16 protein-coding genes and 1 tRNA gene are annotated in these 16,088 nt (G+C 58.7%); 13 read left to right on the top strand and 4 right to left on the bottom strand.

Annotation, left to right across the window (positions count from 1 at the left end; translation table 11 throughout):
- Window positions 1-39: 39 nt before the first annotated feature.
- The 6 genes from R3C98_RS07875 to R3C98_RS07850 all read left to right on the top strand — a co-directional run bounded on the left by R3C98_RS07875 (window position 40) and on the right by R3C98_RS07850 (window position 5,926).
- Window positions 40-1,344: an RsmB/NOP family class I SAM-dependent RNA methyltransferase gene (locus R3C98_RS07875; RefSeq protein ID WP_371313568.1), complete on the top strand. Its 1,305-nt coding sequence runs from the start codon at window positions 40-42 to the stop codon at window positions 1,342-1,344.
- Between the two features lie 59 nt (window positions 1,345-1,403).
- Entirely contained in the window at window positions 1,404-2,966 is a 1,563-nt protein-coding gene (gene guaA, locus R3C98_RS07870) for a glutamine-hydrolyzing GMP synthase (protein WP_371313567.1), read from the top strand.
- Between the two features lie 14 nt (window positions 2,967-2,980).
- Window positions 2,981-3,430, top strand: coding sequence for a ribose 5-phosphate isomerase B (gene rpiB / locus R3C98_RS07865; RefSeq protein WP_371313566.1), 450 nt, complete (start codon window positions 2,981-2,983; stop codon window positions 3,428-3,430).
- A 129-nt stretch (window positions 3,431-3,559) separates the two neighbouring features.
- Window positions 3,560-4,174, top strand: a complete 615-nt coding sequence (locus R3C98_RS07860; RefSeq protein ID WP_371313565.1) for a YceI family protein — start codon at window positions 3,560-3,562, stop codon at window positions 4,172-4,174.
- 53 nt (window positions 4,175-4,227) lie between these two features.
- Window positions 4,228-5,016: a TIGR03084 family metal-binding protein gene (locus R3C98_RS07855; RefSeq protein WP_371313564.1), complete on the top strand. Its 789-nt coding sequence runs from the start codon at window positions 4,228-4,230 to the stop codon at window positions 5,014-5,016.
- 112 nt (window positions 5,017-5,128) lie between these two features.
- A complete protein-coding gene (locus R3C98_RS07850) occupies window positions 5,129-5,926 on the top strand; it encodes a crotonase/enoyl-CoA hydratase family protein (protein ID WP_371313563.1) in 798 nt (265 codons plus the stop codon).
- Window positions 5,927-5,929: 3 nt separating this feature from the next.
- Here the strand turns inward: R3C98_RS07850 and R3C98_RS07845 are convergent, their stop codons facing one another.
- Window positions 5,930-7,129, bottom strand: coding sequence for a CaiB/BaiF CoA transferase family protein (locus tag R3C98_RS07845; protein ID WP_371313562.1), 1,200 nt, complete (start codon window positions 7,127-7,129; stop codon window positions 5,930-5,932).
- A gap of 153 nt (window positions 7,130-7,282) precedes the next feature.
- On the opposite strand from R3C98_RS07845, the gene R3C98_RS07840 reads away from it, so the two are divergent.
- The 7 genes from R3C98_RS07840 to R3C98_RS07810 all read left to right on the top strand — a co-directional run bounded on the left by R3C98_RS07840 (window position 7,283) and on the right by R3C98_RS07810 (window position 13,328).
- A tRNA-Ser gene (locus tag R3C98_RS07840) sits at window positions 7,283-7,372 on the top strand.
- Window positions 7,373-7,595: 223 nt separating this feature from the next.
- Window positions 7,596-8,879: a septal ring lytic transglycosylase RlpA family protein gene (locus tag R3C98_RS07835; protein ID WP_371313561.1), complete on the top strand. Its 1,284-nt coding sequence runs from the start codon at window positions 7,596-7,598 to the stop codon at window positions 8,877-8,879.
- Window positions 8,880-8,990: 111 nt separating this feature from the next.
- Entirely contained in the window at window positions 8,991-10,160 is a 1,170-nt protein-coding gene (locus tag R3C98_RS07830) for a D-alanyl-D-alanine carboxypeptidase family protein (protein ID WP_371313560.1), read from the top strand.
- Window positions 10,157-10,810, top strand: coding sequence for a dTMP kinase (tmk, locus tag R3C98_RS07825; RefSeq protein ID WP_371313559.1), 654 nt, complete (start codon window positions 10,157-10,159; stop codon window positions 10,808-10,810). Before R3C98_RS07830 ends, tmk begins: the two co-directional genes overlap by 4 nt.
- A complete protein-coding gene (locus R3C98_RS07820; protein WP_371313558.1) occupies window positions 10,807-11,742 on the top strand; it encodes a DNA polymerase III subunit delta' in 936 nt (311 codons plus the stop codon). Before tmk ends, R3C98_RS07820 begins: the two co-directional genes overlap by 4 nt.
- A 9-nt stretch (window positions 11,743-11,751) precedes the next feature.
- On the top strand, window positions 11,752-12,525 hold the full coding sequence (locus R3C98_RS07815) for a TatD family hydrolase (RefSeq protein WP_371313557.1): 774 nt from the start codon (window positions 11,752-11,754) through the stop codon (window positions 12,523-12,525).
- Complete coding sequence (locus R3C98_RS07810; RefSeq protein WP_371313556.1) at window positions 12,522-13,328, top strand: MBL fold metallo-hydrolase; 807 nt, start codon at window positions 12,522-12,524, stop codon at window positions 13,326-13,328. The genes R3C98_RS07815 and R3C98_RS07810 overlap by 4 nt, the downstream gene beginning before the upstream one ends.
- A gap of 208 nt (window positions 13,329-13,536) precedes the next feature.
- Here the strand turns inward: R3C98_RS07810 and R3C98_RS07805 are convergent, their stop codons facing one another.
- The 3 genes from R3C98_RS07805 to R3C98_RS07795 all read right to left on the bottom strand — a co-directional run bounded on the left by R3C98_RS07805 (window position 13,537) and on the right by R3C98_RS07795 (window position 15,809).
- On the bottom strand, window positions 13,537-13,962 hold the full coding sequence (locus R3C98_RS07805) for a response regulator (protein ID WP_371313555.1): 426 nt from the start codon (window positions 13,960-13,962) through the stop codon (window positions 13,537-13,539).
- Between the two features lie 66 nt (window positions 13,963-14,028).
- Window positions 14,029-14,661, bottom strand: coding sequence for a response regulator transcription factor (locus R3C98_RS07800; protein WP_371313554.1), 633 nt, complete (start codon window positions 14,659-14,661; stop codon window positions 14,029-14,031).
- Complete coding sequence (locus R3C98_RS07795) at window positions 14,658-15,809, bottom strand: ATP-binding protein (RefSeq protein ID WP_371313553.1); 1,152 nt, start codon at window positions 15,807-15,809, stop codon at window positions 14,658-14,660. Before R3C98_RS07795 ends, R3C98_RS07800 begins: the two co-directional genes overlap by 4 nt.
- Between the last annotated feature and the right edge of the window lie 279 nt (window positions 15,810-16,088).

Raw genomic sequence — 16,088 nt, 5'->3', positions numbered from 1 at the left:
AGACGCTAACACAGCCCTCCCCAAAAGGAGCACATAATCATGCGCAACGGCGGACGTATCGCGGCAGCCATCGACGTTCTTACTGACGTCCTGAACCGTCACCAGCCGGTGAAGTCCGCGGCGCGGGATTGGGGCAAGCGTGCCCGCTATGCCGGCGCGAAGGACCGCGCCTGGGTTTCCGGGCTGGTTCTGGACGCACTGCGCAAGAAGAACTCCATCGCCCACGTCATGGGCGACGACAGCCCGCGCGGCCTGGTCCTCGGCGCGCTGGCGCATGCCTGGAGCTGGAACATCCGCGAGATCGACGCGGCGATGGATGAAGAGCACGCTCCCTCGAAGCTGACCCTGCAGGAGCGAGAACGCCTCGTCATGGCGCCGGACCCGACCGCACCGCCACATGTGCAAGGCGACTATCCCGAATGGCTGGCGCCCCACCTTGCCCGCGTCTTCGGGGAAGAGGCCGCTGTCGAAGCCCAGGCCATGGCCGTCCGCGCGGATGTGGACTTGCGGGTCAACACGCTGAAAGTGGATGCAGAGAAGGCCGCGGCACCGCTGAAAAGCGCGAAGGCAGAGTCCTCGAAGCTGCTCCACAACGCCTATCATATTCCGGCCCGCGATCCGTCCCAGCGCGAGGCGAGCCTTGAAAGCATTCCGGCCTATTCCAAAGGCTGGGTCGAAGTGCAGGACGCCGGTTCCCAGATCGCGGCGGCGGCCGCCAACGCTCAACCTGGCGAGCAGGTGCTGGACTATTGCGCTGGCGGCGGCGGCAAGACGCTTGCTCTGGCGGCTCAGATGCAGGGGAAAGGGCAGATCTTCGCGTATGACATTGATGGGCGGCGCCTCTCGGCGCTGATCCCGCGCCTGAAACGCTCAGGGGCCCACAATGTACAATTGGTCCATCCGTCGGAACCGACACAGCTCGAAGACCTGAGGGGCCTGATGGATCTGGTGTTCGTTGACGCACCCTGTACCGGCACCGGAACCTGGCGCCGCCGGCCGGACGCCAAATGGCGCCTGAAACCGGGACAGCTCGCAAAACGCCAGCAGGAACAGACTGACATTCTCGCCAAGGCCAGCGAGTTCGTGAAACCCGGCGGGCGGCTGGTCTACGCCACCTGCAGCTTCCTCATGGAAGAGGACGAGGATCGGGTCGCGGAATTCCTTTCCGGCAACGCCGATTTCAGTGAGGAAGATGCCGCCGAAGCTGCGATCGCCTCCGGCCTGCTGACCGGTGAAGGCGCGGCGATGGTCCGCCAGTTCAAGGGGCCATCAGGCTCGGTCCGGCTGACCCCGCGGCGGGCAGGGACCGACGGTTTCTTCTTCGCAGTGCTCAGGAAGGCGTAGAGGCCGCAAAAGCCGCAACTGGTTGTGGACGAATCTCTCATCCTCGGCTAAGCGGCGCCATGACTGACCAGAGACACGAACGCGCCCTTATCGTCGACTTTGGAAGCCAGGTGACTCAGCTGATCGCCCGGCGTCTTCGCGAGAGCGGCGTCTACTGCGAAATTCACCCCTTCAACAAGGTCGATGCCGCGTTTCTGGCAGAGTATGACCCGAAGGCCATCATCCTCTCCGGCGGCCCGTCCAGCGTTTATTGGGACGGGGCTCCCATGGCCGACCAGGCGGTCTATGAAGCCGGCGTACCGGTGCTGGGCATCTGCTATGGCCAGCAACTCATGATGCACCAGCTGGGCGGACGCATCGAAGGTGGCACAAGCCGCGAATTCGGCCGCGCCTTCATCGAGAAAGTTGTTGATGATCCATTCCTGGACGGCCTCTTTCACGCAGGCGACCATGAGCAGGTCTGGATGAGCCATGGCGACCATGTCGCGGAAATGGCATCCGGCTTCGGCGTCATCGCGAAGTCTCCCGGTGCACCTTATGCGGTCATCGCGGACCCCGAACGGCACTTCTACGGCACCCAGTTCCACCCGGAAGTCGTCCACACAACACACGGCCGCCAGCTGCTCCGCAATTTCACGCACGGCGTCGCGGGCCTGAAAGGCGACTGGACGATGGCCGCCTACCGCGCCGAAGCGGTCCAGAAGATCCGCGATCAGGTCGGGGAGGGGCGCGTGATCTGCGGCCTGTCCGGCGGCGTCGATTCCTCGGTTGCGGCAGTCCTGATCCACGAAGCCATCGGCGATCAGCTGACTTGCGTCTATGTTGACCACGGCCTTATGCGCGCTGGCGAAAGCGACCAGGTCGTGAACCTGTTCCGCGAGCACTACAACATTCCGCTCGTCCATGTGGACGCGTCGGAACTCTTCCTCGGCAAGCTGGAGGGCGTTTCGGACCCAGAACGCAAGCGAAAGATCATCGGCGGTCTCTTCATCGATGTCTTCGAAGATGAGGCGAAGAAGATCGGCGGCGCAGACTTCCTCGCGCAGGGCACGCTCTACCCTGACGTGATCGAGAGCGTTTCAGCTCTTGGCGGCCCAAGCGTGACGATCAAAAGCCATCACAATGTCGGCGGTCTGCCGGAACGCATGAACATGAAGCTGGTCGAACCACTTCGTGAGCTGTTCAAGGATGAGGTCCGCGCGCTTGGTCGCGAGCTTGGCCTGACGGATGCCTTCGTCGATCGGCATCCGTTCCCGGGGCCGGGCCTCGCCATCCGTATTCCGGGTGAGATCACGCGCGAGAAAGCAGACACGCTGCGCAAGGCCGATGCGATCTATATCGAAGAGATCCGCAAGGCTGGGCTGTACAACGAGATCTGGCAGGCTTTCAGCGTCCTGCTGCCGGTGAACACAGTCGGCGTCATGGGTGACGAACGCACTTACGAAGCAGTTCTCGCGCTGCGCGCCGTGACCTCAACCGATGGTATGACGGCGGATTATTATCCCTTCGAGCATGAGTTCCTCGGTCGTGTCGCGACAAGGATCATCAACGAAGTGAAGGGCGTGAACCGCGTCGTCTACGATGTGACATCCAAGCCGCCCGGCACGATCGAGTGGGAATAGAGGGCAATTTCCCGATGAGCGCCAACAAACGAATAGTCATTTCCAGCGACCACGCTGACATCGAACTTCGCAAGACGATTGCGGCACACGTCGCGACCCGCGGCTGGGAAGTGATCGACATCGGACCGATGACGTCTGAAAGCACCCACTATCCGATACACGGCGAAGCTGCCGCTCAGCGCATCGCATCCGGTGACTGCCGCCTCGGCATCGTCGTTTGTGGCACGGGGCAGGGCATCATGATGGCGGCCAACAAGGTGAAAGGCATCCGCTGCGGTGTCTGCAGCGACACATTCTCGGCCCGTATGATCCGCCAGCATAATGATGCAAACATGCTCTCCCTTGGCGCGCGGGTGATTGGCGAAGGCCTCGCACTCGACATTGTCGATGCCTTTCTGGATGCCGAATTCGAAGGTGGCCGGCATGCGACCCGTGTCGATATGATCAAGGCGATCGAGGAATAGGTTCCGCCTGAAACAGAGGCTTTCCGTCGGTTTGCAGAATTGTAAGCCACGCAAGTGTTGGCCGACTCTGGCACTTCTGTTTCGATGTCCCACATTCGAGAACACCTGAGTTCACGACAGGAGCTACAAATGAAAACCGTCTTGATGCGCCCTCTCCTTGCCGCCGCCGCGTTTAGTCTTGCGGCATGTTCACAACCGGCTCCTGCCGCGATGTCCAAACTTGATGGCGATTGGACCGTCGATGGCGCCGCGTCCCGGTTTTCGTTTGTGACCGTGAAATCGGGAACCCTGGCGGAGGCGCACACATTCAATGGCCTCTCCGGTAGGGTGACGGCCAACGGTGATGCCGAGATCGACATCCCGCTCGCCACTGTCGAGACCAATATCGACATTCGTAACGAGCGCATGCGTGAATTCCTGTTCGAGACAGGCACCTATCCTGAAGCGAAAGTGGCAGCGAAACTGGACCCGGCTGTCTTCACGGATCTCTCTGTCGGCGATGCTGTGAATGTTCCGGTCACTGCGACCCTGAACCTGCATGGCGAAACGCAGGAAATCGACACTGACCTGCTGGTAACCCGGATCGGGGCAGACAAGGTTCAGGTCGGAACGCCCGTGCCAATCATCGTCAATGCCGCAGACTTCGGACTGGACGCTGGCGTGGAGAAACTGCGTGAACTTGCGAACCTGCCCGGCATCACGCCGGATGTTCCGGTCACATTCTCTATCGTTTTCACGCGCTGACCCTGTAGCCATTGCTGTGGTCCCGGCTTAGGAAAGTGCCGGGAGGAAACTCAATGGAACAGGCCGACGATTTTCTGGAAGAAAGCCGGGCGCTTCATGCTCTGCTTGAATCAAAACCGGACAGTGACTTCGACAAAGTCACCCAGTTCAAGGCGTGGTCCGTCAATGATGTCCTCCGCCACCTCCATTTCTGGAACTGGATGGCTGAGCTTCAGCTAGCAGATGAAGCTCGCCTCGAAACAGAGTTCGAAGCCGTTGCTGCGGAAGGTATGCGTGCTCGGGAGTTTGGGGCGGTGGACGGTGCCGCCGGTGCTCAGCTTCTCAAAACCTGGTGGGCGCAAGCACAGAAAACCGCCGGGGTGTTCTCCTCTGCCGACCCGAAAGTCCGTCTGAAATGGGTTGGACCCAGCATGAGTGCGCGGTCTTCGATAACTGCTCGGCTCATGGAGACCTGGGCTCATGGGCAGGAAGTCTATGATGTGCTCGGCATCGACCGGGAGGATGCTGATCGGATCCGCAACATCGCGGTGCTTGGGGTGAATACTTACGGCTGGACTTACCTGGTCCGAAAAGAGGAGCCACCGGGGCCGATGCCTTTCGTCAAACTGGTTGCGCCTTCCGGGGCAATCTGGACGTTTGGAGAGGATAACGAAGCCAACAAGATTGAAGGCAGCGCGGCGGAGTTCTGCCAAGTCGTCACCCAGACGCGTAACGTTCAGGACACCTCTCTGAAGGTCACCGGGCCGGTGGCGACAGACTGGATGTCGAAGGCGCAGTGTTTCGCGGGCGGCCGGAATGATCCACCAGCGCCAGGATCGCGCTACAGGATCGCGTCTCAGTAAGGCCGCGTCGGCTCGGTATCCGGCGCCTGAACGACATCGCCGCACGGGCAGTCATGGACAAGTCGGGCGGGGGCTGTCAGTTCTCCTGCCAGCAAAATTGGAGGCAAACCGGATGTCGGTCATCACACTCGAAAAACAGGGTCCCATCGTCATTATGACGCTTAACCGGCCGGACGCGATGAATGCGCTCGGTCAGGATGGCGACGGAAAGGCCATCGCCGCGGCTTGCGCGGAAATCACTGCAGACCCGGATATCCGCTGCGCGATCCTGACCGGCGCTGGCCGTGCATTCTCTGCCGGCGGTGACGTGAAGGCGATGCAGAATAAGACCGGCGCCTTTGGTGGCAAACCGCACGACATCCGCGAGGGCTACCGCCGGAATATCCACGTCATCGTCCGCTCGCTCTACAATCTCGAGGTCCCGCTGATCTCGGCTATCAATGGCCCGGCCATCGGCCTCGGCTGTGACGTTGCCTGTATGGCGGATATCCGGATTGCTTCCGAAAAGGCCAAAATGGGCGTCACCTTCCTGAAGCTCGGTCTGATCCCCGGCGATGGCGGTGCGTGGCTGCTCCCGCGGCTGATCGGTTCATCCCGCGCGGCGCAACTCCTGTTCACAGGCGACGTCATCGACGCCCAGACGGCATGCGAGTGGGGCCTCGTTTCCCAAGTTGTGCCGGCAGACCAGCTGATGGATGAAGCCATGTCGCTGGCGAAGCGCATTGCGGGCCAGCCGCCGCAGGCCCTGCGTCTCGCCAAGACGCTGATGCGTCAGGGCGCGACGACCTCCTATGACACGATTATGGAAATGTCCGCCGCTGCGCAGGCGCTGATGCACGAGACCGACGATCATATGGAAGGTGTCAACGCCATCCTCGAAAAGCGTACGCCTGAATTCAAAGGCGAATAGGCGCTACTTCACCACGCCATCGGCATAAAGCGCATCGATGTCGCCAGCGGGCAATCCAAGCCCTTCGAGTACGGCTCGCGTATGCTCTCCCAGTTTCGGTGACGGTCCTTTCGGGCCGTCATCGGCGCCCGGGAACCGGACAGGTGAAGCCGGGGAAGGGAAGGTCGATCCGTCACCCTTGCTGCTGGGCACTTGAACGATTGCTCCTGCAGCTTGAGTTTGCGGATCGTCGGCGACCTCTGCCAAAGTCTGCACAGGCGCCCATGCGATCGAATTCTGATCGAGACGGGCCGATATCTCCGCCTTCGTGAACTGAGCAAAGCCGGCATCGATGATATCGACCAGTTCAGCGCCGTTTTGACGCCGGGCCTTGGAGGTCGTGAAGCGGGGATCTTCCATCAGGTCTTCGCGGCCGATCACCTTGCACATCGGGATCCAGTCCACATCGCCTTGGCGCTGGACGATACAAATCCAGCTTTCGTCCTTTGTTTTGAAGAAGTTGGTCATGGGCACGTTCTGTTCGTGCCGACCCTTCGTTGAGGCAACCCGGTTGAAGAAAAGCTGGATCGCGAAGTCGGACCCGAGGGAATAAAGACCGGCCCGGAAGAGGGACGACTCCACAAGGCGGCCTTTGCCAGTTCGCGTTGACTCGACCAGAGCGGCGCAGATGCCCGCTGCCGTCGCCATGGATGTTGTGTGGTCCCCAAAAGCTGTACGGAGCGGGAAGGGTTCCTGCCCCTTTGGAACGGTCAGGGCGCCAACGCCCGTGCGACTCCAGAAGCTGGCGACGTCAAAGCCCGGCCGGTCGGCGTCCGGCCCCTCAAGGCCGTAGCCGGTGAGCGAGCAATAGACGAGTTTTGGATTGACCTTGCTCAGTTCCTCATAGCTGAGGCCTGAGCGTTCAAGGCCGCCGGGGCGGACATTGGTGAGGAACACATCCGCTTCTTCCACCATTCTCCGGAGCAGCTTCTGGCCTTCCGGCTTCGACGTATCGATAGCAATCGACTTCTTGCCGCGATTGTCGAAGTCGAAGACCGGATTATCCTGGATGTCAGTACCAATCGTCCGGAAGAAAAGGCGGATCGGGTCTCCGCCGGGAGGTTCTACTTTCACGACATCCGCGCCCCAGTCGCTGAGGATAGATCCTGCGCCAGGGGCCGCCATATAGGTTGCGTATTCGATGACCTTGATGCCCTCGAGCATGGGCTCACTCCTCCGGATATTATGTCGTTTTCCCGAGAACCTTCGGACAGTCCGGAAGGAATATCCAGACCTTCCGCTGAGTGAGCCGGGCAGGGTGAGCGCAGAAGAGGGCTTGCCTGCCGGGCCCGGATCGTGAAAACAGCCGTTTGCTGCGGAGGAGTGGCAGAGTGGTTGAATGCGGCGGTCTTGAAAACCGTTGAGCCTTTACCGGTTCCGGGGGTTCGAATCCCTCCTCCTCCGCCATTTTCCTGTCTGAGTCGCTTAATCGAGTTGGTCCGCCGGGCGGACTCTCGTCACGGGCGGCTGTTGTTGCAAACCCGTAAACAAGCGGTAACCGTATTCTTCGGATCCTTCAGGTGAGGTTCATAAGGCCTGCACCACACTATGCTACAGAGGGTTCGCTGGAGGGCAGAAAAGCCGTCCCAAAGGGTCATCACATGACCCGCAGCTCAGAATGAGGTGAACCTTGAAGACCGTTTCTACCGCATCGAAATCGTTGCATTTTCCGTCGCTGGCGCTCGCCGGCGCGATTGCACTTGCCCTCGCAGCTCCGGCTTATGCCGGCAAGCGCGATCCGGCACCGATTGTCTATGCCACCGGAACGTCGCCTTATCCGGAGGGCAAACCTCAGTACATCGAACCAAGCCGCACACCTGATGCGAAGCTGAAGAAACAGGCTCGCATTCAGTTCAGCTATCCGGGCTCCGTCAGCACGGCTGGAAGCGCTGGCGTGACCACAGAGCAGGGGAGCGATTATTCGGAACCGGCCGCCCGCGAATATGCGAGCATCGAGACCCCCGCTCCATCCTATTCTTCCATTTCCGGTGCGAGCCCGAACAGCTTTGATGCCCGCGCTGCTGCGGACCGTATCGAAGCTCAGCGTTCCGTGTCCGCGGTGGAAAGCGAAGCTTTGCCAAGCCTTCAACCGGTAACGGCGCCGGCTCCCATTGCTGTTGCACCCATCGTAACGCCTCAGCAATTCCGGCCCGCAGCACGTAACCTGACCCCGGCCGCATCCTATGCAGTATCCGGTGAGCCGGTTCCGGTTTTTGACGAAACCAGTGTCGCGATTGTTTATGGCGCGGAATTCAACGGCCTGCCCACAGCCAATGGTGAGACGTTTGATCCGAATGCCATGACGGCAGCTCATCCGACATTGCCACTGCCGAGCCTGATCCAGGTCGTGAATATGGAGACCGGCAGGGAAGTTGTCGTTCGCGTGAACGACCGAGGCCCGTTTGAAGACGGCGCCTCATTGCAGGTTTCTCCACGCGCGGCGAACGAGCTCGGCATGTCCGGGGCAGGGAAGGCCACGCTTCGTGTTCGATATCTCGGAGTCGCTCCCGCTGTCGCCATACCTCAGCCAGCACCAGCTCCGGCGCCTCAAATGATGACGGATGCCACTTCCGATGCGGCGGAATATTTGACTCCGGTGACGTATGATCCTGCGCCGGTACAAACTCCTCGCCAGGCAGAACCTGACTACTCCTACAATGCGCCCCAGACCACCACAGCGGCTGCTGACTACTTCGTGCAGATCGGCTCTTTCACCGATATCTCGAATGCCCAGACTCTCAGCAACCAGGTCCAGGCATCCCTGCCGGTGACGATCGTACCGGCGCGCGTGAACGGCGCTGACTATTTCCGGGTCCGTGTCGGACCTCTGCTGAATCGTTCCGAAGCCGAACGAGCACAGCAGGATCTCACTTATGCGGGCATCTCGCGAGGACGCATCGTTGTCGGTGAATAACCTCACGGCCCACCATTGACCCAGACCACAAACCGGCCCTTTTTCCTGTGTAATCGGAAATGGGGCCGGATTTGATTCCGGCCTCCGAACAGAACGTTGGAGGCCCCTTCCATGAACTTGCCGCAGATCACCCGGAACACTGTCGCCGCAGCAGCTTTCGCGTTTGCAGGCTTGGCCGGTCTGGCGAACGCTCAGATACTGGACACGCCAGCAAGCCATGCCGTCATCATGGACAACGAAACAGGAGCCATTCTCTTCTCCAAGGACGGTGAAGAACCGATGGTCCCTGCCTCGATGACCAAGATGATGACCGCATATACGGTTTTTGAAATGGTCCGGCGCGGCGAACTGTCCATGAGCGACAAGTTCACGGTCAGCGAAAACGCCTGGCGTAAAGGCGGCTTCCCGTCCGGCACCTCCACGATGGGACTCGCTCCCAAAGACACGCCGACAGTCGAAGAATTGCTCCACGGCATCATCATCATGTCCGGGAACGATGCCTGTATCACACTCGCAGAAAACATCTCTGGCTCGGAAGAAGCTTTTGCCAAGCGCATGACAAATCTCGCACATGAGCTAGGCCTCAACTCCGCGAATTTTCTGAATGCCACCGGTCTGGAGGCCGTCGGCCACGTTATTTCAGCCGAAGACCTCGCAAAGCTCGCGAAGCTGACAATCGACAACTACCCCGAATACTATGCCTGGTATTCGCTGCCCTCTTACACTTGGCGCGATTTTACCCAGGCGAACCGGAATCCTCTTCTGGAAGTTTCTGGTGCTGACGGCGTGAAGACCGGCCATCTTGAAGTGTCTGGCTATGGTCTGACGGCTTCGGCTGTTCGTGACGGCGTTCGCAGGACAATCGTGATCAATGGACTGCCTTCCATGGCCGCTCGCGCAGCTGAAGGCGAACGGCTGATGAGGATTGCGTTTAACAGCTTCGATCTGAAAACGCTGACGCCCGAGTCCGTTGACTTGCCTGAAGTCTCGGTCTTGCTTGGCGAGAGCCAGAAAGTACCGGTCAAATTGGGCGGTGAACTGCAAGTTGCCGGCTACAAGGCCAGCATGGAGAAAGCCAAGGCAGAAATTGTGCTGCCGGGACCCATTGAAGCCCCCGTCAAAAAGGGTGACGAAGTTGGCAAACTGGTGATCACGATCGCCGGACAGAAGCCTGTGGAAGCTCCGGTGGTGGCCGATGCGGATGTCGGGAAACTCGGTTTCTTCGGACGAGCAATCGAAGGCCTCAGCCACATGCTGGGAGGCAGCGAAAGCCAGTCGTGAACCGTGGACACTTCATAACGCTTGAAGGCGGTGAAGGCACCGGAAAGTCGACACTGCTTGAGGCATTGCGAGACAAATTGGAGTCGACGGGACGTTCGGTCGTTGTAACCAGAGAGCCCGGAGGCACCGAGTTAGCTGAAACGATACGTAACCTTGTGCTGCATCCGCCGGAGGATCAGGTCTGGTCATCCATGGCCGAAGCACTCCTCATGAATGCAGCGCGCACGGACCATCTCGAGAAAAAGATCCGTCCAGCGTTGTCGTCTGGAAGCTGGGTTTTGTGTGATCGGTTTGCGGACTCCACGCGGGTATATCAGAGTGTCCAGAACGGGGTCAGCGTCGAAGTTCTGAAAATGTTGGAACGGTCCGTGCTCGGTGACACTTCTCCGGATTTGACGCTGGTGCTGGATGCGCCTGTTGAACAGGCCGCCCACCGAAGGGCCGAACGCGGCGGATTAGCTGATGCTTTTGAACTGAGAGACAAGGCTTTCCATGAAGCTGTGCGGCAAGCCTTTGTCGACGTCGCGAGGGGCGATCCGGACCGTTGCGTATTACTGGACGCATCCCGGAGCGCGAAAGAAGTCTCCGCTCAAGCGTGGAAAGCAATTGAAAACCGGCTGCTCGCTGCAAAGCAAGGTGCAACATCATGACCGCCGCATTGCCGCTCTTCGGTCATTCAGAAGCGGAACTTGCTTTCGCGTCGGCTGCGGCAAGTGGACGGATGCATCACGCATGGATGATCGAAGGGCCATCGGGCATCGGCAAGTCGCGCTTCGCCTTGCGTTGCGCAGCCTGGCTACTGGGTGCACGAGGTCCGGCAGAGGCACCGTTTGATGCAGGGTCCAATGATCCAGTCATGTCACGATGCCTCTCCGGCGGGCATCCGGATCTGCGTATCCTGACGCGGGAACAAAATGACAAGGGAAAGTTGAAGCAGGACATTTCGATCGAACAAATCCGCGCTTTCAACGAGTTTTTCACCTATCGTCCAGCGCTCGGCGGATGGCGCGTCGGCATAGTGGATTCGTTAGACGAGTTGAACCGCAACTCTTCCAACGCCATTCTCAAGACGCTGGAGGAGCCACCGAGCGCGGCGATCATGTTCTTGATCAATCACGGCTCAAAACCAGTATTGCCGACGATCCGATCCCGGTGCCGGACACTTCGACTCCATCCCCTGACTAAACAGGAAATGGCCGCCGCTTTGCAGCTGCTGGAATTTCATGGCGAACCGACAGAGTTCCCGCATGGGCGACCGGGCCTCGCTGTTGAGCGTTCGTCAGAGACGTGCCGCATCGCGACGAACGCAGCTCGAACACTCATGAAGTCGATGCCGCGCCCGAACGATGCGATCGTCACACGAGCTATACAGGCGGCAGGAGCAGACGGTTCCTCGTTCGCAGCATTTCGGGATGAGGTTCTTTCCGCTTTGGCCCACTCAGCGATCGATGCGCCTCAACGAGCCCGGGTCTGGCTGAATGCCGTCAAACTCATCGGCGAAACAGATGAGCTGAACATGGATCCGGAGCAGGCAGCGGCAAAGCTCATTTCAGGACTAGTGTCCGCACCTGGACGAAGCTAGGTCGCAAACATGTTTGATACGCACGTAAATTTGCACGGCGAGACGTTCGCTGACGATCTGGAGGAAGTTCTTGAGCGGGCCAGGATTTCCGGAGTGAGCCGGTTTCTCGCAATCTGTGACCGGTTCGACAATTTTCCAGCGGTACTCGAAATCGCCAAAACGCATGGTGACATTTGGTGTTCGGCAGGCGTACATCCACATCACGCCAATGACTACAAGAACCTGCAAGTAAGCGACCTTGTGGAGGCTGCGGCCAACCCTGAAGTCATCGCAATTGGTGAGACGGGTCTTGATTTCCACTACGGCTACAGCGCCGAGGAAGATCAGGTTGCTAGTTTGCGAAAGCATATTCAGGCGGCACGCGAAACAGGTTTGCCGCTCATTCTGCACACAAGAGAAGCCGATACTCTTATGGCAGACATTCTCGAAGAGGAGTTTGTCAGCGGCGCGTTCCAGCCACTTCTGCATTGCTACACTGGCGGGCATGAGCTCGCCCATAGGGCGCTCGCACTTGGCTCCTACGTTTCCGTGTCCGGAATACTGTCATTCAAAAGTGCGCGTGAAGTGCGCGAAGTCATTGCTGAGGTACCGATGGACAGGATTATTCTGGAAACGGATTGTCCGTATCTTGCGCCAGTGCCGATGCGGGGCCGGCGCAACGAACCAGCCTATCTCACGCATGTCGCAGAAGCGTTGGCGGAATTGAAATCGATGCCCCTCGAAGCAGTCCAGCAAGTGACAGAAGCCAATGCGATCAGGCTGTTCAGCAAGGTTTTACAATGAACAAGGCAGGGTTCCGGTGCACGCTCCTTGGGACTGGTTCATCGGGCGGCGTTCCTCGAGTCGGTGGTGACTGGGGCGCATGCGACCCAAATGAGCCCAGGAACCGGCGCCGTCGTTGCTGCGTGCTGGTCGAGAAAGACGGCGCATCAGGCGGCGTAACGTCGGTTTTGATAGACACGTCACCGGACCTTCGTGAACAGCTCCTAGACGCTAAGGTCACGCACCTGGATGCGCTGGTCTATACGCATGAACATGCCGATCAAGTACACGGCATCGATGACATACGACCGCTCGTCATTCGTCAGCGCGCCCCGTTGCCCACATTCATGAACGCGGCAACTCGCGAGATTCTGACAAAGCGGTTTGAATATTGTTTTGTAGGCAAGGGCGGCTATCCGCCCATTCTGGACCTGCAGCCGGACATTTCACCGAACCAGCCTTTCCAGATTTCGGGCGCGGGCGGGCCGATTGAATTGTTGCCGGTCGACATGGAGCACGGCCGTATCCGCTGCCTCGGCTTCAGAATACGGGACTTCGCGTATTGTAACGACGTCAGCGGGCTTCCCGACGCAACAAAGTCTGCGCTTAAGGGGCTGGACACGCTGGTCATTGATGCATTGCGCTACACCGATCACCCGACGCACGCGAATGTGGCGAAGGCGCTAGACTGGATCGCTGAGTTGAGACCTCGAACAGCCATTTTGACGAATATGCACGTGGATCTGGATTACGAAACCTTGAAGGGGGAGTTGCCGGAGCAAGTCCAGCCAGGCTTCGACGGCATGGTGGTCGAGATCCGGTAAGCCAAGCCAATCTGCCCATCATTATGATTTCCCATAATGATGATTATGCGACTTGGGGATATAAAGAGCCTGACTTTTCAAGGTCTTATAGACCGCGGCTATGGGCACGACGAAATCAAGGTCGCCCTTGTGACCATCGTCAGGAGACTTTCGACCCATCATTGGTTCGTTGGCTGCTGCGGTGTCCAGAAGCGCTAGAAAGGTTTTGTTAAGCGGCGCCCTTGGTTTTTGGAGCTCGACGGGGCACCCCTTCCCCACTGTTCGGCGGCCCAATGAGCGAGAATAAAATATGATCCAGCATCGGTTTCCGGATGAACGCGGTGAAGCCAGCGTCCAACGCCAAGCGTTCCAGCCCTGATGTTTCCCAGCCCGAGACCATCGCCGCCGGTGTGTTGACCCCCTCTCCCCTTAGAGAGTGAAGAACATCGACACCGGACATTTCCTCCATCTTGTAATCTATGAGGAGGTAATCGAATGACCTGCGAAGCGGTGATTCCAGAAACTCTGCGCCTCCGGCAAAGCCCATGGCAGCATATCCACGAGCCGTAAGAAGTACGCCAAGTGAGCGACGGACAGCTTCGCTGTCGTCAATGACAGCTACGTTTTTCGGTCTGTTCAGCAAAGCGTTCGACATGGCCACCCAACAACAGGAATATCGAGCCTGCATGTTGGCGCATGGCCTGTATGCTGTCTTTAGGTACTAGTCCGTAACCTTGCCTTCGAACCCGATACCGGTGGCAAAAGCGATCCGCAACACGCCGGAAAGACTCGTCGCACCAAGCTTTTCCATCAGGTTCGCACGGTGAATCTCAACCGTTCTCGGCGAAATATCGAGCGAATCGGCAATCGATTTGTTGGTGTGGCCGTCAACAAGGCCTTCCAGAACCTCGCGTTCTCGTGGCGTGAGATGCTCGATCTTGCCGCGCGCCTCATCAACCAGAAGATCGCGCTGTGAGCGCTCTTCCAGACGCTGGAAAGCGCGATTGAGCGCTTCAACAAGCGTTTGTTTTTCATACGGTTTTTCGACGAAGTCGACGGCGCCAGCCTTCATGGCCTTTACGGCGACGTTCACATCCCCATGCCCCGTCAGTACGATCACCGGCATGGCAACGCCGCGAGCGTTCAGCTGTTCCTGGACTTCCAGTCCGTCCATTCTAGGCATCTGCACGTCCAGCAGAATACACCCAGCAGCAGCCTCTTCCGCGACCTCCAGGAAAGCCACGCCATCCGTATACGTTTTCACGGCAAATCCGGCGTGGCGCAGCATGAAGCTGGCCGAGTGCCGTACGGCGTCGTCGTCATCGACGAGGTGGATCAGTTTTTGTTCACTCATAAGGATGAACTAGCCGTATCACGCCTCAGTGTGAACCGAAAACACGTTCCACCGTGCTCGGCCGGAACAGCTTCAATCTTGCCGCCATGAGCCTCCACGATTGTCTGGCAAATGGAGAGCCCAAGTCCCATTCCCTGGGATTTGGACGTCATGAATGGCTTGAACAGGGTCTTTCGAACCTCATCAGACATACCAGGACCATTGTCGCAGACTTCCACCGTTACCAACGATTCCGGTCCCTTGTGCGCACTCACCCGTATTCTTGGCGCATCTGAACCGGTCAGCGCTTCAGCTGCATTCCGCAGCAGATTGATGACGACCTGTTGAACCTGAATTGGGTCTGCGAGCACGGCGCCGAGTTCCGGCTCAATATCCTTGTCGATCGGGATATCCGCCATGTCGCCAGAGATTCGAGCAAGCGCGATCGAATCAATGAGCAACGGAGCAAGTGGGACTGACCGCGCATCTATCTCTCCTCGAGACACATAGCCGCGCAACTTGCGCACAATTTCGCCAGCCCGGACCGCCTGGCGGGAGGCCTCATCCAGGGCTTCGTGTAGAATTTCCTTCGCATCTTTCGAATCGGATTCGAGCAAATCGCGCGCCGCTTCCAGATAGTTCGCCACAGCGGTCAGAGGCTGGTTCAACTCATGCGCCAGCGCCGAAGCCATCGTGCCCACAGCACTCATCCGCGAGAAATGCACAAGCTCCGCCTGCATTTCCTGCATGCGCAATTCATTGCGGCGCTGGTCAGAAAGATCGCGCACGAAGGCGGTGAAGAGGTAGTGCTCTCCCACCTTCGCTTCGCCAATCTTCAGGTCGATTGGAAAGATCGTGCCGTCGGACTTCTTTGCAGACACGACCCTGCCGACCCCAATGATGTGGCGCTTGCCAGTCTCGAGGTAGTTGTTGACATAGGCTTGGTGATTGGCCTCATCGTGCCCGCCCATCAGCAGGCTTACATCTCGACCAATTACCTCTTCTGCCTTGTAATTAAACAGTTTTTCAGCGGCGCTGGAGAACGCCAGAATCTTGCCCTGCTCATCGATCACAATCATTCCATCGGGCACGGATGCCAGGATTGACCGTAAGTGGAGCTGGAGCGCTTCTAGTTCAGTTGATTCTGCATCGCCGGTGAGATCGGTCAAATTTTCATATCCCGAAAGCCGTGCCGGAAGAGGTGTTAGAGGTGCCTATCTGCGAACCGGCACAGGCGCACGGCGCGACGATGTCATGATCATAACAGCAGCATAAATGATCATAGCCGCTCCACCTGCTGCAACCGGACAGCCCCAGCAATGGCCTGCAAAAGTCAGGAATGTGTCCCCATGCGCCTCTGTCGCAGATCCGCATCGAAACGCGAGATAGTCCTGAAGAGTCAGAGGAGCGCTGGTATGTTGCCAGATCTTCAACAAGCCGGCCACGAG

The sequence above is a fragment of the Hyphomonas sp. genome (genome assembly GCF_041398465.1).
Classification (GTDB): domain Bacteria; phylum Pseudomonadota; class Alphaproteobacteria; order Caulobacterales; family Hyphomonadaceae; genus Hyphomonas.
The sequence above is the reverse complement of the archived record's forward strand: the minus strand, read 5'-3'. Positions and strand labels throughout refer to the sequence as shown.